Origin of the sequence: Litoribacter ruber (assembly GCF_018449405.1) — a bacterium.
In the GTDB taxonomy this organism is placed as follows: domain Bacteria; phylum Bacteroidota; class Bacteroidia; order Cytophagales; family Cyclobacteriaceae; genus Litoribacter; species Litoribacter ruber.
The window spans coordinates 326,644-352,016 of the sequence record NZ_JAHCMY010000001.1 but is presented as its reverse complement, the minus strand read 5'-3'; the positions used below and the strand labels follow the sequence as shown (position 1 = coordinate 352,016).

Below are 25,373 nucleotides of genomic sequence, written 5' to 3'. Positions count from 1 at the left end.
TTAATGGTCGACAATTTTAATTCTTCTGGCATCGAAGATAATTTATTTCCCCCAAAAAAAATAACCCTTAACATCAATGGGAGGCTCTGGACGTTGGACACCCCTTGGGTGATGGGCATTCTCAATGTAACTCCCGATTCATTTTTTTCTGAAAGCAGATCAGTGGATTCCTTGGAAAGTGCCGTAAAAAAATTGATTACCGAGGGAGCCGATATTATTGATATCGGTGGCTACAGTACCAGACCGGGTGCTGCAGAGGTCTGCGAAGCGGAAGAAACGGAGCGGGTTTTAAAAGGGGTTCAAGAGGTTAAAAAGCAGAATCAGGATATTCTGATTTCGGTGGACACCTTTAGGTCTGAGGTGGCCAGAAAAGCAGTGGAATCAGGGGCTGACATGGTGAACGATATTTCGGGTGGCGATCTAGACCCCAACATGCTGAAGGTGGTGGGCAAACTCAAAACACCCTTTATCTGCATGCATATGAGGGGCACACCTCAGGATATGGCCTCCAAAACCGATTATCAAGACTTGGAGAGAGAAATATTTGCCCGATTTCAACAAAAACTGAACCAATGTCGCCAAGCTGGCATTAATGATGTAGTACTTGATCCTGGATTTGGTTTTGCAAAGACTTTAGAACAAAACTTTCAATTGCTGAGGAATTTGGGTTATTTTAAATTTTTGAATACGCCCATTTTAGTTGGGATCTCAAGAAAGTCCATGATTTACAAGCTTTTGAAGACCAGCCCAGAGGATGCCCTAAATGGGACTACCGCCCTAAATATGGCTGCTTTAATCAATGGCGCAGACATTCTCCGGGTCCATGACGTAAAAGAAGCAAAAGAAACGATCCAATTATATAAACAACTTTACCCTTGAGTCTACTTTTCAGAATAGGATTTCTAGAAATCTCGCTGGTCAATGTTCTTGACATTGCCCTGGTAAGCTTTCTATTGTATCAGATCTACAAGCTGATGCGGGGTAGCGTTGCGATTAAGATTTTCTTGGGCTTCCTTTCCCTTTATTTGATTTATCTGGTGGTGAATGCCGCCCGAATGGAGCTTTTATCCATTATTCTGGGCCAATTCATGGGTGTAGGTGTGATTGCGGCCATTATTCTCTTTGCGCCTGAGATCCGTAAGTTTCTTTTAATAATAGGCAGGTCTTCCATTTTTTCCAATGAAAATGTGTTTCGTGAGTTGTTGTTTTGGAAAAAAAGAGAAACCCAGGCGTTTAACATTACTCCCATCCTTGAAGCGTCTAAGTCTCTCGCCGGAACCAGCACAGGTGCCTTGATGGTAATTTCCAGAAACTCCGAGTTGAAATTTTATGCGGAAAGTGGTGATTTGATCGATGCGGTGGTCTCCAAAAGGTTATTGATAAGCATTTTCAACAAATACAGTCCTCTCCATGACGGTGGGGTCATCATCTATAACGGCCGTGTAAAAGCTGCTAGGTGTATCCTGCCTGTCACCGAAAGGGAAATCCCTGCACAGTTTGGCCTACGCCACCGAGCGGCCATCGGGATGTCCGAGGCGACCGATTCTCTTATTTTGATTGTTTCAGAAGAAACGGGCCAGGTATCCTTGGCAAAAAACGGCAAGATCTTGCACAACCTTTCCTTCCAGGAAGTCAGAGAAATATTGAATGACTACTTATCCGGAATCGATGTAGATGACAAGTTTGAAGCGGTAAGCGTGTCGGAAAGGAAAAAAATCAGGAAAGCAAAGGAGCTGGATTAATGGACGATGTCGGGTGACGGATGTCGGATGTGAAAAAGAAAGGGCCATGAAGCTTCCGCTTCATGGCCCTTTCCATTGTAAAATGAATGCTGACGCATTATCAGTCGATTATGCCTAGCTCTTTTCCTACTTCAATAAAGGCTTCTATAGCTTGGTCAAGGTGCTGTTTGTCATGTCCAGCAGAGATCTGAACGCGGATTCTCGCCTCTCCTTTTGGCACTACAGGGTAGTAAAACCCAATCACATAAATACCTCTTTCCAAAAGTTTTTCTGCCATCTTTTGTGACAATACCGCATCATAAAGCATGATAGGTACAATGGCATGCGTGCCCGGTTTGATATCAAACCCGGCTTCTTTGATTTTTGAGCGGAAATAGTTGGTATTCTCCTCCAATTTGTCCCTCAATTCAGTAGTCTCGGACAGCAGGTCAAACACCATGATCGATGCTCCCGTAATAGATGGAGCCAAGGTGTTACTGAACAGATACGGTCTGGAACGCTGTCTGAGCAGGTCAATAATTTCCTTTCTTCCAGATGTGAATCCTCCTGACGCTCCACCAAGTGCTTTACCCAAGGTACCTGTAATAATATCAATTTTTCCCATTACCCCTTTCAGCTCATGTACTCCCCTTCCGGTTTTGCCCATAAACCCTGTGGAATGGCACTCATCAGACATCACCAAGGCTTGGTATTTTTCGGCAAGTTCCACGATTTTGTCCAATTGGGCGATTGTGCCGTCCATGGAGAAAACCCCGTCCGTTACGATGATCTTTTGCTTTGCTCCCTTGGCATCGGCATCCTTAAGCTGAGCCTCCAAATCTTCCATATCATTATGCTTGTATCGGAATCGCATAGCTTTGCAAAGCCTCACCCCGTCAATGATAGATGCATGATTCAGCGCATCGGAGATAATAGCATCTTCTGGACCTAAAATAGGTTCAAACACACCCCCATTGGCATCAAATGCAGCAGCATATAAAATAGTATCCTCAGTCCCCAAAAACTCAGAAATCTTTTTCTCCAATTCTTTATGGATATCCTGTGTCCCGCAGATAAACCTGACGGAGGACAATCCAAAACCGTGGGTATCGATGGCATTTTTTGCCGCTTCGATAACTTTGGGATGGCTGGAAAGGCCGAGGTAATTGTTGGCGCAGAAGTTCAGTACTTTCTGGCCGCCTTCGATGGTGATTTCGGCAGCCTGGGGGGAAGTGATTATTCTTTCTGTCTTATATAATCCGGCATCCTTGATGTCCTGGATTTCCTTTTCCAGTTTTGGCTTTAAGGTATCGTACATATTAAAGATTTTTAATTGGTTATGGTTCTTAAAAATTGGAAAATGTTATCCTCAGAAACCCTCTAAGGATTCATTGATTTTGTTAATTTTGTGCAACGAATACCCAAATATAATCAAAATTCCTGGAGCCATCAGGTTTATCCAGGCTTTGAAAATGAGACAAAAATGGAGAAAATATTAATTATTGGCGCTGCCGGACAGCTTGGTTCAGAACTCACCCTTTCCTTGAGCAACATGTACGGCGGGGAGCAGGTCATCGCTACGGATATCAATCAGTCGGCTGCCGTAAAATTTGATTACTGCAGATTCGAGGTCCTAGATGTGATGGATAAGGATAGGCTAAGGAGCTTGGTAAAAAATGAAAACATCACCCAAATCTACCACCTGGCGGCGATTCTTTCGGCCACGGGGGAGAAAAACCCATTGTTTGCCTGGAACCTCAACATGGACAGCCTTCTACACGTACTGGAATTAGCCAAAGAGTTTAAGTTGAATAAAGTGTATTGGCCTTCTTCTATAGCGGTTTTCGGTCCCAACACCCCTATGCAAAACACTCCTCAAAACTGCGTTATGGATCCAAACACGGTATACGGGATCAGCAAGCAGGCCGGAGAACGATGGTGTGAATACTATTTCCAGAAATACAACGTGGATGTAAGAAGCCTGAGATACCCAGGCTTGATTGGCTACAAGTCTCTTCCCGGAGGAGGTACCACTGATTATGCAGTGGATATCTTTCATAAGGCCATCGATGGTGAAAAGTTTGAGTGTTTCCTTTCCGAGAATACCTATCTTCCCATGATGTACATGCCCGATGCCATTAAGGCCACTTTGGATTTAATGCATGCGCCGGCTGAACAGATCAAGGTAAGAAGCAGTTATAACCTTGCCGCTATCAGCTTTTCCCCAAAGGAGATTTTTGAAGCCATCAAAATGGAATACCCTAGTTTTGAAATCAGCTATCAGCCGGACTTCAGACAGAAAATTGCCGACAGCTGGCCGGACAGTATAGACGACAGTGCGGCCAGGGCCGACTGGGGATGGCGGCATGAATATGACCTTCAGAAAATGACCTCAGATATTCTAGCCAATTTACCGGAGTATATGGTCAATTTTAAATAGCCTATGAAAACTGCACTCACGTCGACAGTAATTCTTTTAGGTCTTCTGGCCTGTGAATCCAAGGAAACTCACCACACATCCCCTGCCGATAGGCAAAGAGAGGAAGTCAATCTTGGGGGCTTAGAGGAATCCAATTGGGTTACATATCAGGGATCCATCCCCTGTGCCGACTGTGAGCGGATTGAAATTGAGATCAGGCTGGAAAACTATGAGCAGGAAAGAAGTGGTGAATTTGACCTTTACGAAACCTACGTGGGCACCAGAGATGGGGACCGCACGGTGGAAAGTTTCGGAAGTTATGAAATCCAGCGTCTGCCGGATTCGGAGGATCAAATGATTGTATTGAACACGGAGAACAACAGGCTCATCAGGCTTTCACTGGAGGATAATGGAGATCTAACCCTTCTCGATCAAGAAGGCCAAAAAATAGAATCAAGTTTGAATTACAGCTTAAAACGAAAATAAGAAAGGGGCCTTAGCGGGCCCCTTTTACTTGCTCTGGCAATGATGCATCATAGCCGGCTATCCATGTGCCGTTTTCTAGTTGGATTATAGGCCTTTTGATCATGCTGCTGTTTTCCTTTAGCACGGGAATCGCAGATTCTTGGGAATCCAAGGCTCCTTTTTGACTCTCGTCAAGCTTTCGAAAAGTCGTTCCCCTCTTGTTGACGACAGTGTCAAGCCCAAGTGCCTGAATCATCTCGCTCAGCAATTCCCGTGATGGGGTTTGTTTTTTATAATCATGAAAAACATAGCCTATTTCCTCGGAATCGAGCATTTTCAATGTTTTTTTAATGGTATCGCAATTTTTGATCCCATAAATTTTTATCATATTAACTTTATTTAATAGAACAAAACCTCTAATTCAGGGTTATTTTTTGTATATTAGCGTTACACTAAATGAAAACTAAAACCCAAACTTATGATTAATTCAAAGTTATCGAAAATTTTCACTTTATCCTTCATCTTTTCTTTTGCGCTTATTTTGGGTGTTATGGCTCAGCAACAAATGCCGCCACAACAACAGCAGCAGGTGAATGATAACTTCACTGACGAAGAATATGAGAAGTTTGTGAAAATCAACAAAGAAATCATTCCTCTGCAGGAAGAAATGCAGTCGAAGATGATGGAAACCATTGAAGAAACCGGACTTGATGTCAACAGATTCAATGAGTTAGCACAGGCACAGCAGGCAGGAAACATTAAAGAGGTTTCTCAAGACCCAGATGAAATAGCGAAATTCAATGAGGCAGGTCAGAAAGTGGTTGAAATGAACCAGGAAATCGGACAGGCTTATCAGGAAAAAATGGCTGAAAACGATATGGATCAGCAGAAATTCCAAGAAATGATGATGGCTTACCAGCAGAGCGAAAAGGTAAGAACCAAAATCGACAGCATGATGGATGACGAAAATTAATAAGTCATCATTCTGACAAAAAAAGCCACTTAAAAAGAGTGGCTTTTTTTATGCCCATAAACCTAGCTTTTTATAGAAAAATTGGTGTAAATTCACTTTTTTCAGATACACTATGATAAAGCAAAGGCGGAAACTTGATATCTGTCTCAATTGTAGGCTTCCCTTAAAACTTGAAGATAACTTTTGCCCCCAGTGCGGCCAGGAAAACCATGACCAAAATGTTTCCCTATTCGTATTTTTAAATGATTTCATAACCAATTATTTAAGTTTTGACAGTTCACTGTACAGAACTATCCCCGCATTTTTACTGAAGCCGGGCAAGATTACCAAGGCTTTCAATGAAGGAAAACGTCGGCGATATCTTCATCCCATCCGATTATACCTTATCCTGTCCCTTTTCTATTTCTTTGCAATCAGCGCGGTAGTGCCGCCAAACTTATTTGACCAGCTAATGTCGGCAGGTCTATGGGATATGACAATTGAAGACAACGATCGTGTTAAAATGAAGCTGGATGAAATCCCCGAAAAGGATAGGCAAGAACTGGATAGCATGCTCAATATAGTCGGAAGCTATAGCTTGGGGTCATTAGGGGGAAAGAACGCCCAGGACACATTGGGTACGGTGAAGCTAAAGTGGCGGGATATCAAGATGATGGCGCAGGATACTGACATCAGCGACAGTTCATTTTACCGAGCTATGGAGACCACAGATTTCAATTTCAACCTTCCCTATTTAGGCATCACCCAGCAGAGAAAATTTATTGGGAATTCAAATCTCTATGTAAGCAATTCAGCAAGAAATTTGCCCATCATGATGTTTGTGTTACTACCTTTTTTTGCTTTATTACTGAAGATCCTTTACATCCGCCACAAGAAATTCTATGTGGAGCACCTGATTCACAGCCTAGTATTACATGCTTTCGCCTACTTAATTTATGGGCTCGGGATCAGTATTATGGCTTTTCACTTTGCAGATTTTGGATATACCATATTCATATGCTTTTTGGTCGTGACCACCTATGCCTACATTTCACTTTTAAACCTGCACGGGCAGGGCTGGTTCAAAACACTTGTGAAGTTCAATATACTTGGGTTGGTGTACCTCAATCTCCTTATCATAGGTGTTCTAATGGAGCTGTATATTTCCTTGTTGGTATTTTAAAAAAACAAAAGCTGACCCAACGGGACAGCTTTTGAAGTATAGTTACAAGTAATATTTTTAGGAATTTTATAAAACCTCTCTGAGAGATTCTTCATTCGCATCAATGATTTGGTCGATATGCTCTTCGGTAAGTGCAGTGGATAGGAACCAACTCTCATACTGAGATGGTGGCAAGTAAATCCCTCTGTGCAACATGGCTTGAAAATAACGGCCAAATAATCCTGTATCCGATGTCTTGGCCGATTCGAAGTCATAAACCTCCTTATCGGTAAAGAACAGGCTAAACATACTTCCCAAATGGGTCATGGTATAATTCAAGCCCAATTTCTCCTGGGTAGCCTGAAACCCTTTTAACAAACGGTTGCCACTCGCTTCCAGCGTGCTGTACACGGATGGATTCTCATTCAGGTAGGTTAGCATGGCCATACCCGCCGCCATGGCAATAGGATTTCCAGAGAGCGTTCCCGCCTGGTAAACCGGCCCTGCCGGCGAAACGAAATCCATGATTTCCTTTTTCCCTCCATAGGCCCCCACAGGCATACCTCCACCGATAATTTTCCCCATGGTTGTAATGTCTGGTGTAACGCCGAAATGCTCCTGAGCACCTCCTTTTGCAAGCCTAAAGCCGGTCATCACCTCGTCAAAGATCAAGACAATGCCTTCCTTATCACAAAGGTCTCTTAGACCTTGCAGAAAGCCTTCCTTAGGCAAGATGCAACCCATATTCCCTGCCACTGGCTCCAGAATGATTGCAGCAACTTCATTTGGGTTGGCTTCCACCAACTTTTTAACAGCCTCCAGGTCATTATGCGGAGCCAAAAGGGTGTCTTTCGCGGTTCCCCTAGTAACCCCAGGACTATCAGGCTGCCCCATGGTAACGGCGCCAGAGCCCGCTGCGATAAGGAATGAGTCCCCGTGCCCATGGTAATTCCCTTCAAACTTGATGAACTTATCACGACCTGTAAAGCCTCTAGCAAGGCGGATGGCAGACATCGTGGCTTCTGTACCACTGTTCACCATTCTTACCTTCTCCACTGAAGGCACCATGCTTACGATCAGTTCAGCAATCTCAATTTCCCTAGCTGTGGGGGCTCCGAAAGAGGTACCTGTTTCAACGGCTTTAAGGATCGCCTCTCTAATTTGGGGATGATTGTGCCCCAATATCATTGGTCCCCAGCTGTTGATCAATTCAATAAACTGGTTTCCATCCTCATCAAATAAATATGGCCCATTAGCCTTATTGATAAATAAAGGGTCTCCACCGACGGCTCTAAATGCCCTTACAGGGGAATTTACCCCGCCAGGAATGGAATTTTGTGCCTTTGCGAAAAGGTCTTTGCTTCTTGAAATCTGCATGCTTCCTTTTTATTCTATTTCCAATGTACCTTTTTCCAATCGCATGATCGGTACATACTGATTAGCTCTTTCGTTGGAGAAATCAAACCCGAAAGTCAGTTTTCCTTTTTGGAATCCCGCTCTTCTCAGATTTTGGGCAAAGTCAAACCCCTTGTCGGGATTTAAATTCTCCTGAATCCAATAAATAGTTTCGTATCCCAAGTGGGCAAATATCCCTGGGAAAACCTGATATTTTTCAAAGAACTCCTCTCTGAAAGGTTCCAGATCAGGGGATTCAAAATCCAGCGTATTATTCCCAATAAAATGGATGTTCTGATGTTCCAGCATTTCAAAACTGGCAAAATTAAAGTATAGCCAGCTGTCCGGCACCAAGATCGGAACTCTCGAATTGATTGACTCCACCACTCCAAAGGTAGGAGAAGCGACATTTGGGTCATCACTTAAAATGATCACCAAATTAGCCGATGGGGATCCGCCTCTTTCAATTCCCAAACTTGAGAAGAAATCGCGGGTATTTCGGCCCTCAATTTTTTCGGATTTCACTATCTGAAAACCTTTTCTCCTAGCTTCCTCGGTAAGTTGCTTGGCCAGCAACTCATCTTTTGAGGACGCGGAATATCCGATTGCAATTTTCTTTTCTGGGGTTTTCCTCTGGGCATAGTCCAAAATCCCCTTACTCATCGAGCGGGTGCTCGGACGGAAAAGGTAAGATTTTTCGGCTACCTCTAGGTTGTCATCCAAGTTTGAAAGTGGATTGATCTGAGGGATACCCTGCTGCTCCGCAAAAAGAGAAACTACAGCTACCTCCTCTGGATAAATAGGACCTACTATCACATCGGCCATTCTGAAAAAAGGGTCTTCCAATATTCTTTCAGTCACCGCCTCGCTTCTTTCGGTATCAAAAGTCCGGATCAAAATGTCCACCCCCTCTTTTTTGGCTTCTTCGACGGCCAGTTTCAAACCTTGATAATACTCAAATACGAAGTTATTTCCCTGAAGCCTGCTCACGCCTGAGCCACCGTTATAGTTGAATGGCAACACCACGGCAACTTCCAAAACCTGGTTGACCTGCCGCTTGCGGTCCGATTTTTCACCTTCTTGAGCTCTTACGCTTTTCACTTCATTATAAACCCTTCTCTCCTCAGTGCTCATCACGGTTTTTTCTTCCAGCTGCTTGCGCAGTGCCAAAGCAAAACCTTTATTCTTCTCCCCGAAGTTCCGAAGATTCAACACCATCCAACTCAAATTGGCATTTTGAAGGAAATCAAAAGTTGCCCTTTCAGCTTCTTGCCTGATGGAGGGATCCTGGATTTTATCAATCTCATTTAATGCCTCGGAATTCTTATTTTGGCTAAACAGAGATAAGGCCAGCAAGTACCTGGCTTCATCTTGATGCTGCCAAGAACGGTTATCCAGCAGGGTTTGAAGAGTACCTTTGGCCAGCTCATGTTGTCCATTTCCATAAGCCGCACGGGCAAAATGAAAATGGGCATAATTTGAAAGACTGCCATAGCGGCGGTTGTCAAGATAAGGACGCAGGACTTCCATCGCCTCCTCCCAGTTGCCATAGGAAACCAGCTGTTTTCCTCGGTTGTAATTTTGCAGATCACGCTGTTCCTGTGCAAACAAAGCCGTGAAGGAAATCAGGAAAACCGAGAGCAAGAAAAGTTTTTTCATAAATATCGTAATGTATATTAGGACCTCTGAATGGTCCGGGGGTAAGGACATTAAGGAAATTCAAATATTATACCTCAATATGAAAGTCCACGAATTTAATGCATTTAATCGCATAAAAAAAGCCTGATGTTAAGTATCAGGCTTTTGAAGCTTATTCCCATTCTATGGTAGCAGGCGGCTTGGAGCTGATGTCATACACCACTCTGTTTACACCTTTCACCTTGTTGATGATATCGTTACTGATTTGTCCCAAAAACTCATAAGGCAAGTGAACCCAGTCAGCCGTCATGCCATCTACTGAGGCTACGGCACGAAGGGCAACCACTTTTTCATAGGTACGCTCATCTCCCATCACCCCTACAGACTGTACCGGCAACAAAATCGCCCCAGCCTGCCAAACCTGGTCATAAAGACCATGGTCTTTCAATCCTTGGATGAAAATGTGATCAACTTCTTGAAGAACTCTTACTTTCTCTGGTGTGATATCTCCCAAAATTCTGATGGCCAATCCCGGTCCAGGGAAAGGATGTCTACCTACAATGTTTTCAGGAATTTCAAGAGCTCTACCCACTTCTCTTACACCGTCTTTAAATAGGGTATTCAAAGGCTCTACCACCTGAAGTTTCATAAAGTCAGGCAGTCCGCCGACATTATGGTGTGACTTGATGGTAGCCGAAGGTCCGTTCACCGACACAGACTCGATCACATCTGGATAGATGGTACCTTGCCCTAGCCACTTTACACCTTCGATTTTGTGTGCCTCGTCGTCAAAAACCTCGATAAAGGCTTTCCCAATGGCTTTTCTTTTATCTTCAGGATCAGAAAGCCCTGCCAAAGCATCATAAAAACGCTGCTTGGCATCTACTCCGATCACATTCAATCCCATGTTTTCATAGGATTTCAATACTTCTTCATATTCATTTTTGCGAAGCAAACCATTATCTACAAAAACGCAGGTCAGGTTATCGCCAATCGCACGGTGGATCAAAGTAGCGGCCACAGAGGAATCCACTCCACCTGAAAGTCCCATTACCACCTTGTCATCACCTATTTTTTGTCTCAGCTCATCCACTGAAATGTCGATGAACACGTCTGAAGTCCAGTCTTGGCTACAGTCGCAAATCTGAACAACAAAATTTCTAAGAAGATTTTTTCCTTCTAAAGAGTGGGTAACTTCTGGGTGAAACTGTATCCCGTAGGTCTCCTCTCCTTGGATTTTATATGCAGCCACACGAACTGACGGCGTGCTGGCAATCACATCAAATCCTTCGGGCAATTCTTTGATGGTATCTCCATGGGACATCCAAACTTGGGAGCCATGGGTGATTTCTTTAAATAAATCGATGTGGGTATCAATATGGTTGAGGTTGGCCCTGCCATATTCCCTAATTTCAGATGGAGCGATGGAGCCGCCATATTTGTGGGCCATCAGTTGGGCGCCATAGCAAACCCCCAATACCGGAAGTTTGCCTCTAAACTGGTCCACGTCAATATCAGGGGAGCCTTCATCTTTTACAGAGCATGGGCTGCCTGAAAGGATAATGCCTTTGATATCGGGAGTAATCTCCGGAATCTTATTAAAAGGGTGAATTTCACAATAAACATTCAGTTCTCTAACTCGTCGGGCGATAAGTTGTGTGTACTGAGAACCAAAATCGAGGATCAAAATCTGTTCTGCCATGCGCAAAGTTAAGCAAGCTTCTAGAAAGGAAAAAAATACTCTGTAAAAATTTCGGAATATTATTTGGATTGGACTTCAAATAACCCCTCAGTAAATCAAGATGATAAATTGTGTGGCGTGCAGAACCTTAATTTCCCCCAAATAGTCATTAAGCCCTCGAATTAGGATTACAGTATCAACCAATGATACCGGAACTTTAGTCGCTGGCATATCTACTGAAGTTCACCACGCACTCATATTTTCTCTATATACCCCCTATACATGGTTCGAATAAGCTATGGATCAGGTATGGACAAACTGTAAATTTAAACTAACAGGCCATGGGAGGAAACCTAGCTTAGTCCTAACTCAATATCCCTATAAGGTCCCTATAAGATCCCTATAAATTCCCTGTAAGGTCCCTATAGTCCTGAAATTTTGCTCAGCAACAAACATCAACTGTCCTCAAGGTTCGAATTCTCCCCTTCATAGAGTGTTTCCAGCTCCACAGCATCGATTCCCATTTCTTCCTCCAAATATTTGGCAAAAACTGCAGTGTTGCCGTGGGTCAGGTAAACTTTCTCAGCCTCTGTGGCTTGAATGGCCTGAATCAGTCCGTTCCAATCAGCATGGTCACTTAACACAAACCCTGCATCGGCAGCTTTTCTCCTACGGGTCCCTCTCACGTTCATCCAGCCGGAGCAGATTCCCGTGCGATAAGGGGAAAACCTCCGCATCCAGGGTGTCCCCAAGGCAGAGGGAGGGGCAATTATCAATGCTTCTTTAAAAAAACTCTTATCCATATCAGCATCCACCTTGGGCACATCCACTACTTTGACGCCATTGGCAATCAAAGCTTGATTCATATTGTAGATGGCACCGTGACAATATACTTTCCCGATCGTTAGATCAAGGTTATTTATGATTCGCTGGGCTTTGCCCAAAGAGTAACCCAACAAAACAGAATTCCTGCCTTGGGAGGCATTCTTTCTCCACCAGTTATTGATCCCTGCAAAAATCTCCTCTTGGCTTTCCCATTTGTAAATTGGCAGCCCAAAAGTACATTCGGAAATAAATTCATGGCATTTTACAGGTTCAAAGGGTTCGGAAAGTCCATCATCCTCCACTTTGTAATCCCCGCTGGCCACTATAACTTTGCCTTTATATTCAAGTCTGATTTGGGCAGATCCGGGAATATGCCCTGCGGGATGAAAACTTATTTTCACCCCATTGATCGTAATTGGATCATTGTAATGAATCGTCTCAATGGAAATATCTTCCCCTAATCGCCGCTTCATCACCTCTTCGGAATGGTGATGGGCCAAGTAGTGTTTCATGCCCCATCGGCTGTGGTCGGCATGAGCATGGGTGATCAGTGCCTTGTCCACAGGTTTCCAAGGGTCGATAAAAATATCGGCCTGGGGGCAGTACAGCCCATATGGGGAAAGCTCCAAAATCCCACTCATTACAAACCCTTTATCGTTGACATCCCGCCATCTACGTGCAAGATCTGCCCAGTCACCCAGCCCGATTTATCAGAAAGCAGGTATGCAACCGCCTCTGCAATATCCTCTGGCTTCCCGTACCTACCTAAGGGGTGCCGCTTGGCGGAGGCTTCTTTCTTATCTTCAGTAGAAAGTAACTGCTCGGCCAATTTGGTATCGGTCAGAGAAGGGGCTACGGCATTAACCCTGATGTGAGAAGGAGCCCACTCTGCTGCCAGCGATCTGACCAACCCTTCCACCGCACCCTTGGCACTGGCTATACTGCTATGGAAACCCATGCCTGTCTGCACAGCCACGGTACTGAACAGCACCACGGAGGCATTTTTGGATTTCTTGAGACTTTTCAATGCGGCCTGCAGTACTTTCACCGCACCTAAAAAATTCACATTGATATCCCGTTGGAAGTCCTCCACTGAAAATCGGTGAAAGGGCTTCAACTGGATGGATCCAGGGCAATAAACCAGCCCATGAACCTCTTCAGGCAGCTCTTCAATTGAGTCCCAGTCGCCCAATACATCCAGCTTTTCACCTGATTCCCCAGATCTGCTGTAGGAAAAAATATTTGCCCCCTGATCCTTCAGGATCTTGGCGACTGCCTTTCCAATATCACTGTTGCCTCCGATGATGACAATGTTCTTTTCTTCCATGCTTTTTTTGATTATTACTTCTTCAAGCTTTTGATTAAGGGGAATGTTTGAAATGAAACAAAAAAAAGCCGGGCATTTACGCCCGGCTTCTTGTGTCATATATCAGCGATAGAAACTACTTGTCCAAGGAAAGATATTTGTAAAACTCGTTTCTGGTTTGTTCGTCCTTTTCAAATTTACCGCCATAAAAAGAGGTTACAGTATTACTGTTCACATCCTGGATGCCCCGTGAAGAAACACACATATGGTGCGCATCCAAAATTACAGCTACGTCTTCAGTGCCCAGAATTTCCTGGAACGCTTTCCCTATTTGCATGTTAAGCCTCTCCTGTACTTGAGGTCTTTTTGCAAAATACTGCACAATACGGTTAATTTTTGACAATCCGATTACATGGCCACTGGAAATATAGGCCACGTGGGCTTTTCCGAAGATGGGCACGAAATGATGCTCGCAATGGGAATAAAAAGTGATATCCTTTTCCACCAGCATCTGGTTGTACTTGAACTTGTTTTCAAAAAGCTTTGCCTTGGGCATGTTTTTCGGATCCAAGCCGCTAAAAACTTCCTTAATATACATTTTGGCCACTCTATGAGGCGTGCCTTTCAAACTGTCGTCAGAAAGGTCCAGCCCCATGATGTGCATGATTTCCTTGAAATGCTTCTCGATAAGCTCAATCTTCAGCTCATCGTCCATTTCAAATGCATCTTCTCTTAGGGGAGTCTTTTGGGAAGAACCTGCGTGATCATCACCCATCTCGTCCATCTCTCGATCAAGATCCATTCCCGTCGTATTCAACAAAGTTTCTTTCTGTTTCATATAATCGAATAATTAACTCGTATTTCGTATCTATTTTTTCTCTCAGAATATTCCAAACAACCACTGCAATGTTTTCAGCGGAGGGGTTAAGATTTTTGAATTCATCTGTGTCGAGGTTAAGGTTTCTATGGTCAAACTTTCTCAGCACATGTTCCTTGATCAGGTCGCTGAGTTTTTTCATATCGTAAACATAGCCGGTCTGGAGGTCGATTTCACCCACCAGTTTCACGATCAGTTCATAATTATGTCCATGGTAATGGGGGTTGTTGCACTTGCCAAACACTTCTTCGTTTTTCTCATCAGACCAATCGGGATTATGCAATCGGTGGGCAGCATTGAAATGCTCTTTTCTATAAACGGCTACTTTCATTTAATCTGGGTCAATCTCTCAAAACTCCGCAAAGCTAAACATTTTTTGTATTTACGTGGGCATTAGGCGGCTTACCTGCCTCCCACCCACAATATTGAGCTGTGGCGAAACGTTCCAAAATCATCGGTACAACATACTTTTCCCTGATTTCAGTTCATTACTGCCAAAACTGAAGGCAGAACCGTTTGTAAAACCGCTTTGTTCAGTTTTTTCTCAAGCAAACAAAAAATGGCCATGGAACTAAAATCGCTTTTTCCCCCTTGTATGAATATGATTAGAGCCCTTAGTATATTACTTGTATTCACCATCGCCCCTATTTTCTCCTCGAACTCCTATAATTCTCCGATCCTGGAAAATGATGATTTATTGGACAAAAGTGTCTCAGAGGAAGAAATATTGACTAACTCCATTTTGGCACATCCTGAAAATTCTGAATTTACACTTCCGCAAGGCCAGGTGTTGGACCATGCCGTGAGCGGGTATCTTAAATTGCTTGCTGAAGGAAGCATTGAGTCTGGAAAAGTCCTGACAATCGTGGATTTCAGCTTGCCAAGCACTGAAAAAAGGATGTGGGTGATCGATGTGGAAGATGGAAGAATTCTTCATCAGACGGTCGTCTCGCATGGAAGAAACTCGGGTGACCTGATGGCGGAAACTTTTTCAAATGTAGAATCCAGTTATATGAGCAGCCTGGGGTTTTATGTGACCGGTGAAACCTACCACGGAAAGCATGGCTTCAGCCTCAGACTTGATGGTATGGAAAAAGGCTTTAATGACCTCGCCAGACAGCGTGCCATCGTCATTCATGGCGCAGCTTATGCCAATGAGGATTTCATCACCCAAACTGGCCGCTTGGGCCGGAGCCTGGGATGTCCAGCGCTTCCGCTTGATTTGAGCGAAACTGTTATCAACCAGATAAAGGACAAAAGCTGTCTGTTTATTTATGGAAATGATGACAACTATTTAAACAACTCCCCATTGCTATCCTCAAAAGGCTGATAGAAACGGCAAAAGGTAGTCCCTTCGAACTACCTTTTGTTACCCAACTCGAAAAAAATCGGAGAGTTACAGCTTATTCCACAAAAAATGCCTTTTCAAAAAATAACCCTCTCAGAGCCAAAAATAAAAGTTCTCATCCACTTTTTATCCTTACAAAAAGTCATTGGAAACAGGCAATCCCATTGCCTCTGCTAACTTTCTGTCACCTTCATATACATCTTCCCTTACCTGCACTCCCTTTCGGTCTTTCCACACGGTGAGATAAAGGATCCACACTTCCGGATTTTTATTCAGATTTACGTTTTTTTCATCCTCCAGCTTCATAGCCTTGGTAATCTCTTCTTCGCCCCAATCTGAATCTTCAAGTAACAAGGAAGCAAACTCTACTGGCTTTTCAATTCTGATACATCCCGAACTAAAGGTCCGCTCATCTTTTTCAAAATAAGCCTCCGCAGGGGTATCATGTATATAAATGCTGTAATCATTAGGAAACATGAATTTGACGCGGCCTAGCGAATTGTGGTCACCAGGTTCCTGTTGAATCATGTAAGGAAATTCACCCTCCTTTACATCTTTCCACTCAATATCCTCAGGGTTCACAGCCTCCCCATCAGCGGTGAGCACCTGCATTCTATTTTTTTCCAAATAGTTCATATCGGTCTGTATGGCAGGGATGGCATCTTCCCAAAGAATGGTTTGTGGCAAAGTCCAAGTTGGGCTAAACACCAAGTAGGACATTTTAGAGTGAAAAACAGGCGTCTGACGGTATTCCTTGCCGACGATTACCTTCGACTGGAATACTGTATCCTCGCCGCTTAAGTAGTAAAGGTAAAAGTCAGGAATATTTACAATGACTTTATCATCTTTTCCATTCACAAAATTAGGCAACCATCTCAATCTCTCCAGATTCACTTTTAGCTTTGTGATATAGTCATCGTGCTGATAGTTTACCGCCTCAATAAAATCTTTTCCCAACACTCCATCAGGATTCAATCCATGTCTGGCCTGAAAACTCCTAATCCCATATTCCAAATCATTGTCATATAACAAGGAGTCTTCCGGATTATAATCTTTCAGATCCTGAAACTGGATCATCCGCTTACGAATCTGAGGAATAGCCTCATGTTGATCGCCAGGCTCAATTTTTCCGGCAAAAGTTATTTTAGTATTCTTGCCATTATTGTTTTCAAGGGCTTCCTTTAATAAGACCTTGAGCTCATCATATCTGAAATTTTCAGGCTTCAGCTCATCAAGGCTTGATTGAACCGAGGTTTTGTTGGCGTCAAGATCAAGTAACAGGGCATAGTAATCCGTTTTCTTTGCTTCAGGATCAATTTTCCAATCTATATTGATTTTGGAAGGGTCTACTCTGCCCCTATCGATATCACGGGCCAGACGCCAGTAAGAGTTGCTCATCATCATATCGAGCACCGCATGGATTTCAGGATCAGTGGTTTCTCTGATTTCTGATACCAGCGATTCAATCTCATCATAGAGATAATCCTTTTTATCCAGACCCTCCAGGTGAATTTCATCCAAGTAAGACAAAAGAGCCTCCCCTTTTTTATTTACGCCCTGCGCTTTCACCCAGATTGGCTGAAACTCGTTGTGTGAATAAACTTTTTGATATAAGGAATCCCTATTGAAATCTCCTGACATCTCCTTCAACTGTTCAGCGATATCCTCATTTTTGGGATATTGGCTACAGGAAAAGGCCAGGAGAACTAACAGGCCAAATACGAGATATTTTAAACTAGACATAAATCCAATGTTACTACATCTATCGGATGGCAAAGCTTATGCCGAAAAAAAATTTTGTGGAATTATTCCCCATTAAACACAAAAATCCCCGCCTTTTTTGACGGGGATTAAATAAATTTAAGATTTTATAAGGTTTTAAACTGAGAAATCCGCATACTTTCTGCCCATTTCCCATGCCTCCTTCAACATTTCCAAGAAACCCTCCATCTTATCCAGTGGAACCAAATTAGGCCCATCACTTAAGGCTTTGGAAGGCTCAGGGTGGGTTTCAATAAAAAACCCGTCAATACCGGTGGCTGCCGCTGCTCTGGCCAGAAAAGGAGCAAATTGACGTTGCCCTCCACTGCTGCCGCCTTGGCCACCCGGCTGCTGTACGGAATGGGTCACATCAAACACCACAGGCGCATATTGGCGCATCGTAGGCAGTGAACGCATATCCACTACCAAGTTATGGTACCCCAAGGAATACCCCCTCTCAGTGAGGCAGACGTTATCATTTCCAGCAGCCCTTACTTTGCTCACGGCATATTGCATATCCTCAGGAGCCATGAATTGCCCTCTTTTAATTTTAACAGCCTTTCCTGTTTCAGCTGCAGCCAGCAAAAGGTCCGTTTGCCTACAAAGAAACGCAGGTATTTGGAGCACATCCACCACTTCAGCAACATCTTTAGCCTGATAGCTTTCGTGGATATCAGTTACCAAAGGAACGTCCAGTTCTTTGCCCACTCTTTGCAAAACCTCCAAGGATTTATCCATCCCAATTGACCTAAATGAATTGGAGCTGGTCCTGTTGGCTTTGTCAAAAGAGGCTTTGAAGACATAGGAAAAACCATTTCTTTCTGCCCATTCCTTCGTTTTTGAGCCAATCTCCATGCAGATATCAAAGCTTTCTACGGCACATGGACCGGCAAAAAGAACGGGACGGTCCTCCCCTAAAATAACCTGATCGGTTATCTTCATACTATTTGTAAACTTGTTCATAACTTTTGCTTAAATCCTCAAGGGTTTTGGAGTTTTTGGGAAATCAGGTGCCCAATTACACTTTCAAGCTTGCCCTGGCTTTCCAACAGGATATCGGCAACTTCCCTAAAGACCCCGTCTCCGCCATTAAATTCGCTGACAAAATCAACTTTGTCCTTGACATAGCTCATGGCATCTTTGGGACAGGCCGAAAAACCCACATTTTTCAAAATAGGAAGGTCAATAATATCATCGCCAATATAGGCACATTGATCCAAAGTCAAGCCCATCGCTTTCAGCTGGGAAAGAAAAACCAGTGATTTTTCCTTCACTCCATGAAAATGAAAATCAAAACCCAGCTCCTCACATCTGTTTTTCACCACCAAACTGTTTCTTCCCGTAATTACACCGATTCTGATGTCATGGGCCTTGAGAAACTGGACGATCTGGCCATCTTTGACCTGGAAGCGCTTAAATTCGGTTTTATGATCATCGTAGATCACGCCCCCATCGGTCAGCACCCCGTCCACATCCGTTACCAGTAATTTTATCTTGGAGGCTTTTTCAAATACCTCTGCGGGCACATGCCCAAAATATTCCTTCATGTTATTTGTTTTTCTTCCAATGGATGGAATATAAGTCCAGCCTTCTTTGCTCCAGGTTTCTCACACTCCCCGCTTTTCTCAATTTAGTAAGCAAATCAAGATCAACATCCGCCACGATGGTGGTTTCAGTATTCAAAGATGCCTCGGCAATGACCGCATCATGGGGAAAAGAGAAATCTGAAGGTGAAAATATGGAAGCCTGCGAGTGCTGTATATCCATATTCTCCACTCTTGGCAGGTTACCCACCGAACCGGTGATGGCTACATAACATTCATTTTCCACAGCACGGGCTTTCGCACAGGTGCTTACCCTGAGGAAGGCGTTTTTGGTATCCGTCCAGAATGGCACAAACAAGATATCCATTTCCTGCTCGGCCAATATCCTTCCCAGTTCCGGGAATTCCACATCATAGCAAATCAGAATCCCGATCCTTCCGGCATCTGTATCAAAAACCTTGATCCCATTACCCCCCTGAAGCCCCCAATAGGCCTGTTCATCCGGAGTGATATGCAATTTATACTGTTTATCCACCGTACCGTCACGACGGCAGAGGTAGGACACATTCCGAAGCTTCTTACCGTCATATTCAGGCATACTACCTGCTATGATATTAACATTGTAGGATAGCGCCAGATCCCGCATTCTGGTGACGATTTCCTCCGTGTAATCGGCCAAGTTACGGATGGCCTCAGAGGCATCCATGTCGTTAAACTCAGCCAAAAGCGGTGCGTTGAAGAATTCCGGCAAAAGGCAGAAATCAGATTTGTAGCCCGACACCGTATCCACAAAAAACTCCACCTGCTGCATCAAGTCATCCACATTGTTGAAACGACGCATTTTCCACTGCACCAGACCGAGCCTTACGATGGACTTTTTATTACCGATAAGTTTTTCCTCCTTTTCGTAATAAATATTGATCCACTCGAGCAAAGTCGCATAGGCCCGGCTATCGGTATCCTCGGGAAGGTATTTGGTGATCACCTTTCTTACGTGAAATTCATTGGCGATTTGGAAAGACAACACTGGGTCGAATATCTCCTTGTTTTTGACCAAGTCGATATATTTCCTTGGAGTCATCTGATCAGCATATTTACTGTAGCCCGGGATTCTGCCACCCGCAATGATGGAGCGAAGGTTCAGGTTTTCACAAAGCTCTTTTCTTGCATCATAAAGCCTTCGTCCAAGCCTCATTCCTCGGTATTCCTTGTCTACAAAAACGTCGGTCCCGTAAAGGGTGTCCCCATTGTCGTCATGGGTATCAAATTTCCCATAACCCGTGATTTGATCATAAGTATGGTTATCCCCGAATTTGGAATAATCCACAATTAGACTGAGGGCGGCCGCAACCACCTTCCCGTTGTCCTCAATACAAATTTGGCCTTCCGGAAAGGCCTTCAGTTGGTTTTTAAGTTCTTCCTTTGTCCATGCCCCACCCTGGTTTTTGTAGATGGAGGTCATGATGTCCCGGATATCATTATAATCAGAAAGCTTAATATTTCGGAGTTTAAGCCGATGTTCTAATTCTTCTTTTTGCTTACTCATGGTTCAAAATTAAGTAAATCTTAAGGATATTTGGAAAAAATTGAAAAGTGTACATGCAGGAAGCAAATATTCAAATATCCTGCCTTTCAACAACCTTCCATTATATTTTAAATTATTTCCCAAATTTTATCATTGGTAATAGCTTTTAATCCATTTTTGTTCATATTTTCGAGCAACTTTCAGAATTATATAATATCTTTATTAACAATTGTTTGTCATTGAAGTGGGTGGAAATTTTTAAGAGAATGAAAAGGGCATTAGCTATTTTTTTGTTGCTGCTTCCTCTCTGTTTACAGGATGCATTCGGGCAAAGCCTTTACCGCTTCAAGTTTGAAGACCCATGGTCTATAGCCATCCATGCCGGTCCCACGCAATATTTCGGAGAGCTTTATTCCTTGTGGAAATACAATGAAGGCATTCAGCCGGACTACAATGTTGCCGTATCGGCCAAATATACCTTTGGCACCAGGTTAAGGGCCAGATTCGACCTTACTTTCTACCAGATCTCCGGTGATGACAAGCTTGCCGACCCCCGAAGCATGCGGACTCCCCGAAACCTCAACTTCAGGGCGAGGAATTTTGAAGGGGCCGCCTTAGTGGAATATTACCTCAAGCCCGTAAAGTTATACAGCCATAACCGATCTTTTCTCAACCCTTATATTTTCGCAGGCCTGGGAGTCAGCAGTAATAATCCATACGGTTATTACCGCAACGAATGGGTCGCCCTTCGGCCCTTGCGAACTGAGGGAGAGGCTTATCCTGCTGCCGTGCTAACATTTCCGATGGGTGTAGGGGTAAAATACAAAATTACCCCATGGGTGGATATGTTTTTGGAGGCCAATTATAGGTTTACCCTCACTGATTATCTTGACGACGTAAGTGCTTATAATGTAAGCGGCTTTTACGAAGAACTTATTGAAGACTATAGAGCTGGTGAAAACGGAAGCGAAATGCGGCTTATAATGTCTATCCGCAACCCTAATTTCATGAACAGGTTTGGAGAACCCGATCTGGAGGCTATAGAGGCAAATGGAGGGCGCATCAGGAGAGGTAGCGGTCTGGAAAACCGGTATGACGGCTTCATGACTTTCAATCTAGGCATGGAGATCTACCTCACCCACGATATCTGGGACAACTGGTTGTTAAGACATAGAAGGAGAAGCTATAGGTATTGGTAATCAAATTTCCTCAAAGTTTTCAAAAATAATTCCTCAAAAACTCCCTACTCCCAGCAATCTCCAGTTTTGAAAAATAGAAATCATTCTGGTTTTCGGTCACAATAACTTTGCACCCAGCTTTTAAAGCTGCATAATATTCCAAACCATCTTCAAAATCTTCCACCGATTTATCCTCACTTGCCTTCCTTACCACATCATGATCTACACCAGCAATTTTGATCTTGGAGGAAAGCAACGCAAGCTTTCTCTTGGCAATAATCCTCCCACTCTTCTTTTCTGAAAAATAAAATGCTATAGCCAGGCAAATCGGGGAAGTATAAACTTGAAACCTAGGATTATCTTGAAGGCTAAGAATCCGTGAGGAATAACTATACAATGGATACTCCTGATTTAAAACTGAAACAAGAACGCAGGCATCAAGAAAGATTTTCATTTGCGGGATTTAAAAAACTCATCCTTGACCGATTTGCGATTGGCTTTAGTATGATACTCAGCTTGGCCTTCCGATAACATATTTACCCAATCGGCTACTGGCAAGTCATCAAGACTTTTGTAGTCCCCTGAGGTAATCTGGGCATACAAAAACTCAGTAAGCCTTGAAAGGCTTATGTTATTGGCTTCCGCAAAAGCTTTGGCTTTTTCGATAGTACTTTTGTTAAAAGAAAGTGTGATTTTGGAATCCATAATACATCTGGCTAAGTCATACTACAAATTTATTTATTTTATACGTAAACCACAAGCATATGTAAATCATTATATTACACCAAACTTTCGGCTTCAGCTTTTAAGGCCAAGTTCATTTTTATAAAATTGTCTCGAGTATCATTTCCGATCTTCTTCAAAATCAAACCTGCCAGCAATCCGGAAAAATTCTCCCCATGAACAACCTTTACCTGATTTGCTCCGAGCTCTACTATTTCAAAATAATGGTGACCGTCAAATAAGCCTTTAAAAATCAGCTTCCCCATCCAATCAAAATAGCGATACTTTTCCATCTTGAGTATTTTGGGTTTAAATGTCATAGTTCCATCACCACTTACCATGGTATTGGTAAGATAGCTCCCCTCAATAGGTTTCCCATGGCTTTCAATAATGAAAGGATTCCATATGCTATACCCTTCAAAATTAGTCAAGACATCCCATACCTTTTCCTTGGAGGCATTAATCAAAATTTCGGTTCGTATTGTCATGCAAAATTAAAGTTCACTGGAGTTGACTACCAAATTTCAGCAACCCCTATTAAAGATACAACAAGTTGACGATCAAAAATCTAAGCACCGTAAAATTAATATTCATCCTCCCTAAGCCCCTACTCTTTCCACCATAATCAGAAGTAAAATATCCATTAATAATTTTTCAACATACCTTTAAAATCAACCATTAAGTTTAAATTTTGCAGCCTTTCAACTTACCTTCTCAATAAGGAAACATTTAGCTCGAATTACAGATTTTTATATGGTATTTATCTCTTAAATTAAAAACACCCTTAACTTATTGCTAAAATAGCATACTTTCGCTAAATTAGTATATCTATAATAATTCGATTGATGAAAAACCCCCAGTGTCCTAAATGCGAAAACCAAAAAGTCGTCAAAAGTGGCTTTTCAGGAGGCAGACAGCGCTATAAGTGCAAGAAATGCAATTATTATTTCTCCGTTAACAAGATCGGCAAATCCATTGACAAATACTATGTCGTCAAAGCTTTGCAGCTTTACATTGAGGGCATCAGCTATAGGGAAATCGAAAGAATATTGGGAGTAAGCCATGTTTCGGTCATGAACTGGGTGAAGCAGTACAAGATTAAAGCTCCTGAAAATACCGACTACAGACCCACTTACAAAGTGCTAAATCATAAAGAACTTATCAATTTCATGAGCGACAAGGCCAATTTGACCGATACAGGAATGTTGATCACAGAGCTTGGAGACAAATTTATGGTGATTAAATGGGAGCGTTTTAAAAATTAAAATTCAGAATTTTATACTTTTATATATAATTTTTTAACAGAAATATACACACAGTTTTTCTTTCTCTTTCCAACTTCTCAAATTAGTTCAAGCGAATTGTTCGGGCCCGGGCAAAGCGTAATACAAAAACCCAAAATACAATGATACCTATCAAATACCTGCTTAGCGGCATGGTATTCATGTTCGGGCTATGTCTTACCACTAAGGCTCAGGACACACTTCCACTTCCGACCGAGTACATCAAGTCCGGGGATTTCGTGGATCACACCTACAAGCCGCTAACCTTAAAACTGAGCGATGATGGCTCCAAATACATCCGTTTCCTATTTTGGAACCAGATGTGGGCCCGAGTGACGGAAAACAATCCGGGCACAGTCTCCGTAGATGGGCGACCATCCAGACAATCCACCGACATCGGTATCCGCAGAGCTAGAGTTTTGGCCTATGCCGAAATTTCTCCAAGATTCTTGATCCTCACCCATTGGGGCATCAACAACCAGACTTTTATTAACGGCGGAGTGCCTGGTGGCGGCATGACCGGCAATCCCGGCAACATTCCTGTATCGGTCAACCCTGAAACCGGGGAAGGCAGCGCCATCGGTTTATCGGCCAAGAAGCCACAGCTGTTTTTTCACGACATCTGGACCGAATACAAAATCACCGACCAACTCTACATGGGCATGGGGTTGCACTATTGGAACGGCATATCCAGAATGACCAGCCAAAGCACCCTAAACTTCATGACCATTGACGCCCCGATTTTCAACTGGCCCCTAATTGAACTTACTGACCAATTTGCCCGCCAATTTGGTTTTTATGCTAAGGGCCAGATTGGAAAATGGGACTATAGACTGGCGCTAAACAAGCCATTTTCGGTGGGAAATGGGGGACGATACGATGAAGCCACCCAAAGACCCATTGCCGCCAATATCGCCAATGACCACTGGGCCACGCAGGGATACATTGCTTACCAGTTTTTTGAAAAGGAAAACAACAAGCTGCCCTTTTTTGTAGGCAGCTACCTGGGCACCAAAAAGGTTTTCAACATCGGAGCGGGCTGGCACCACCACCCCAAGGCGACCAGTTCGGCCAATGGCAGCGGTGAGCAGCAGTTTCACGACATCTCCTTGGCCAGCTTAGATGTCTTTCTGGATTTGCCCTTTTCCAGCGCCTCCGGAACAGCCCTAACTGCCTATGCAGTATATTACAATTATGATTTTGGCCCCAACTACATGAGAAACGTTGGGATAATGAACGTGGGATTTGGAGGCACCTCCCAAAATGGCCCCGGAAACGCCCAACCCACAATCGGTACCGGCAATATATTTTACGCCAATGCAGGCTTCCTTCTACCAAAACAATTACTAGGCGATAAAGGCAAGCTCCAGCCTTACGGGGCTTTGACCCACAAAAATTTCCAATACTTTGAAGATACTACCTGGCAATATGATTTGGGGCTCAACTATTATATAAATGCCCATCAGGCCAAGGTCACGCTTCAATACAGCCAAAGACCCATATTTGAAAATTACAGGAAATCCAGCGCCGCCGGCGAATGGATCCTTCAAACACATATTTTCCTCTAATC

Annotated in this window: 26 protein-coding genes; 10 read left to right on the top strand and 16 right to left on the bottom strand. The window is 43.3% G+C overall.

Going from position 1 to position 25,373, the window contains the following annotated elements:
• The first annotated feature begins 3 nt into the window (after positions 1-3).
• Positions 4-879, top strand: a complete 876-nt coding sequence (gene folP / locus KI659_RS01615) for a dihydropteroate synthase (RefSeq protein WP_213943591.1) — start codon at positions 4-6, stop codon at positions 877-879.
• Complete coding sequence (cdaA, locus tag KI659_RS01610; RefSeq protein ID WP_213943590.1) at positions 876-1,742, top strand: diadenylate cyclase CdaA; 867 nt, start codon at positions 876-878, stop codon at positions 1,740-1,742. Before folP ends, cdaA begins: the two co-directional genes overlap by 4 nt.
• A gap of 100 nt (positions 1,743-1,842) precedes the next feature.
• Here cdaA and kbl read toward each other — a convergent pair whose 3' ends face one another.
• Positions 1,843-3,039 (bottom strand): glycine C-acetyltransferase, encoded by a 1,197-nt coding sequence (gene kbl / locus KI659_RS01605; RefSeq protein ID WP_213943589.1) that lies wholly within the window; start codon positions 3,037-3,039, stop codon positions 1,843-1,845.
• 165 nt (positions 3,040-3,204) lie between these two features.
• On the opposite strand from kbl, the gene KI659_RS01600 reads away from it, so the two are divergent.
• A complete protein-coding gene (locus KI659_RS01600; protein ID WP_213943588.1) occupies positions 3,205-4,161 on the top strand; it encodes an NAD-dependent epimerase/dehydratase family protein in 957 nt (318 codons plus the stop codon).
• Positions 4,162-4,164: 3 nt separating this feature from the next.
• Complete coding sequence (locus KI659_RS01595; RefSeq protein ID WP_213943587.1) at positions 4,165-4,626, top strand: copper resistance protein NlpE N-terminal domain-containing protein; 462 nt, start codon at positions 4,165-4,167, stop codon at positions 4,624-4,626.
• Positions 4,627-4,636: 10 nt separating this feature from the next.
• Here the strand turns inward: KI659_RS01595 and KI659_RS01590 are convergent, their stop codons facing one another.
• The gene (locus tag KI659_RS01590) at positions 4,637-4,993 is read right to left on the bottom strand and encodes a Spx/MgsR family RNA polymerase-binding regulatory protein (protein WP_213943586.1); all 357 of its coding nucleotides are present in this window, start codon (positions 4,991-4,993) and stop codon (positions 4,637-4,639) included.
• Between the two features lie 162 nt (positions 4,994-5,155).
• On the opposite strand from KI659_RS01590, the gene KI659_RS01585 reads away from it, so the two are divergent.
• Both KI659_RS01585 and KI659_RS01580 read left to right on the top strand, forming a co-directional pair.
• Complete coding sequence (locus KI659_RS01585; RefSeq protein WP_246535250.1) at positions 5,156-5,578, top strand: DUF4168 domain-containing protein; 423 nt, start codon at positions 5,156-5,158, stop codon at positions 5,576-5,578.
• A gap of 112 nt (positions 5,579-5,690) precedes the next feature.
• Entirely contained in the window at positions 5,691-6,740 is a 1,050-nt protein-coding gene (locus KI659_RS01580; protein ID WP_213943584.1) for a DUF3667 domain-containing protein, read from the top strand.
• Positions 6,741-6,806: 66 nt separating this feature from the next.
• Here KI659_RS01580 and hemL read toward each other — a convergent pair whose 3' ends face one another.
• The 7 genes from hemL to KI659_RS01545 form a co-directional block, all read right to left on the bottom strand.
• Positions 6,807-8,096, bottom strand: coding sequence for a glutamate-1-semialdehyde 2,1-aminomutase (gene hemL / locus KI659_RS01575; RefSeq protein WP_213943583.1), 1,290 nt, complete (start codon positions 8,094-8,096; stop codon positions 6,807-6,809).
• A gap of 9 nt (positions 8,097-8,105) precedes the next feature.
• Complete coding sequence (locus KI659_RS01570) at positions 8,106-9,773, bottom strand: ABC transporter substrate-binding protein (RefSeq protein WP_213943582.1); 1,668 nt, start codon at positions 9,771-9,773, stop codon at positions 8,106-8,108.
• A gap of 151 nt (positions 9,774-9,924) precedes the next feature.
• A complete protein-coding gene (guaA, locus tag KI659_RS01565; protein ID WP_213943581.1) occupies positions 9,925-11,454 on the bottom strand; it encodes a glutamine-hydrolyzing GMP synthase in 1,530 nt (509 codons plus the stop codon).
• Positions 11,455-11,888: 434 nt separating this feature from the next.
• Positions 11,889-12,899: a ligase-associated DNA damage response exonuclease gene (locus KI659_RS01560; protein ID WP_213943580.1), complete on the bottom strand. Its 1,011-nt coding sequence runs from the start codon at positions 12,897-12,899 to the stop codon at positions 11,889-11,891.
• On the bottom strand, positions 12,899-13,585 hold the full coding sequence (locus KI659_RS01555; protein WP_213943579.1) for an SDR family NAD(P)-dependent oxidoreductase: 687 nt from the start codon (positions 13,583-13,585) through the stop codon (positions 12,899-12,901). The genes KI659_RS01560 and KI659_RS01555 overlap by 1 nt, the downstream gene beginning before the upstream one ends.
• A gap of 115 nt (positions 13,586-13,700) precedes the next feature.
• Positions 13,701-14,402: a GTP cyclohydrolase I FolE gene (folE, locus tag KI659_RS01550; protein ID WP_143960078.1), complete on the bottom strand. Its 702-nt coding sequence runs from the start codon at positions 14,400-14,402 to the stop codon at positions 13,701-13,703.
• Entirely contained in the window at positions 14,356-14,772 is a 417-nt protein-coding gene (locus tag KI659_RS01545) for a 6-pyruvoyl trahydropterin synthase family protein (RefSeq protein WP_213943578.1), read from the bottom strand. Before KI659_RS01545 ends, folE begins: the two co-directional genes overlap by 47 nt.
• 270 nt (positions 14,773-15,042) lie before the next feature.
• On the opposite strand from KI659_RS01545, the gene KI659_RS01540 reads away from it, so the two are divergent.
• Positions 15,043-15,771, top strand: coding sequence for a murein L,D-transpeptidase catalytic domain family protein (locus KI659_RS01540; RefSeq protein WP_213943577.1), 729 nt, complete (start codon positions 15,043-15,045; stop codon positions 15,769-15,771).
• A 150-nt stretch (positions 15,772-15,921) separates the two neighbouring features.
• Here the strand turns inward: KI659_RS01540 and KI659_RS01535 are convergent, their stop codons facing one another.
• The 4 genes from KI659_RS01535 to KI659_RS01520 all read right to left on the bottom strand — a co-directional run bounded on the left by KI659_RS01535 (position 15,922) and on the right by KI659_RS01520 (position 20,640).
• Positions 15,922-17,532 carry a L,D-transpeptidase family protein gene (locus KI659_RS01535; protein ID WP_213943576.1) on the bottom strand — a complete coding sequence of 537 codons (1,611 nt, stop codon included), beginning with the start codon at positions 17,530-17,532 and terminating at the stop codon, positions 15,922-15,924.
• Positions 17,533-17,667: 135 nt separating this feature from the next.
• Complete coding sequence (gene kdsA / locus KI659_RS01530) at positions 17,668-18,513, bottom strand: 3-deoxy-8-phosphooctulonate synthase (RefSeq protein WP_213943575.1); 846 nt, start codon at positions 18,511-18,513, stop codon at positions 17,668-17,670.
• Positions 18,514-18,530: 17 nt separating this feature from the next.
• Complete coding sequence (locus tag KI659_RS01525; RefSeq protein WP_213943574.1) at positions 18,531-19,097, bottom strand: KdsC family phosphatase; 567 nt, start codon at positions 19,095-19,097, stop codon at positions 18,531-18,533.
• Between the two features lies 1 nt (position 19,098).
• Positions 19,099-20,640, bottom strand: a complete 1,542-nt coding sequence (locus tag KI659_RS01520) for a bifunctional GNAT family N-acetyltransferase/carbon-nitrogen hydrolase family protein (RefSeq protein ID WP_213943573.1) — start codon at positions 20,638-20,640, stop codon at positions 19,099-19,101.
• A 245-nt stretch (positions 20,641-20,885) separates the two neighbouring features.
• On the opposite strand from KI659_RS01520, the gene KI659_RS01515 reads away from it, so the two are divergent.
• The gene (locus KI659_RS01515) at positions 20,886-21,818 is read left to right on the top strand and encodes a DUF6089 family protein (RefSeq protein ID WP_213943572.1); all 933 of its coding nucleotides are present in this window, start codon (positions 20,886-20,888) and stop codon (positions 21,816-21,818) included.
• A 19-nt stretch (positions 21,819-21,837) separates the two neighbouring features.
• Here the strand turns inward: KI659_RS01515 and KI659_RS01510 are convergent, their stop codons facing one another.
• The 3 genes from KI659_RS01510 to KI659_RS01500 form a co-directional block, all read right to left on the bottom strand.
• Positions 21,838-22,251, bottom strand: a complete 414-nt coding sequence (locus tag KI659_RS01510) for a type II toxin-antitoxin system VapC family toxin (protein WP_213943571.1) — start codon at positions 22,249-22,251, stop codon at positions 21,838-21,840.
• Entirely contained in the window at positions 22,248-22,502 is a 255-nt protein-coding gene (locus tag KI659_RS01505) for a DUF6364 family protein (RefSeq protein WP_213943570.1), read from the bottom strand. The genes KI659_RS01510 and KI659_RS01505 overlap by 4 nt, the downstream gene beginning before the upstream one ends.
• Before the next feature lie 74 nt (positions 22,503-22,576).
• A complete protein-coding gene (locus KI659_RS01500) occupies positions 22,577-23,008 on the bottom strand; it encodes an SRPBCC domain-containing protein (protein WP_213943569.1) in 432 nt (143 codons plus the stop codon).
• 357 nt (positions 23,009-23,365) lie between these two features.
• Here KI659_RS01500 and KI659_RS01495 point away from each other — a divergent pair, with 357 nt between their 5' ends.
• Together KI659_RS01495 and KI659_RS01490 are read left to right on the top strand one after the other, a co-directional pair.
• Positions 23,366-23,785, top strand: a complete 420-nt coding sequence (locus KI659_RS01495) for an IS1/IS1595 family N-terminal zinc-binding domain-containing protein (protein ID WP_213943568.1) — start codon at positions 23,366-23,368, stop codon at positions 23,783-23,785.
• Between the two features lie 140 nt (positions 23,786-23,925).
• Positions 23,926-25,371, top strand: coding sequence for a porin (locus KI659_RS01490; protein ID WP_246535249.1), 1,446 nt, complete (start codon positions 23,926-23,928; stop codon positions 25,369-25,371).
• Positions 25,372-25,373 lie beyond the last annotated feature (2 nt).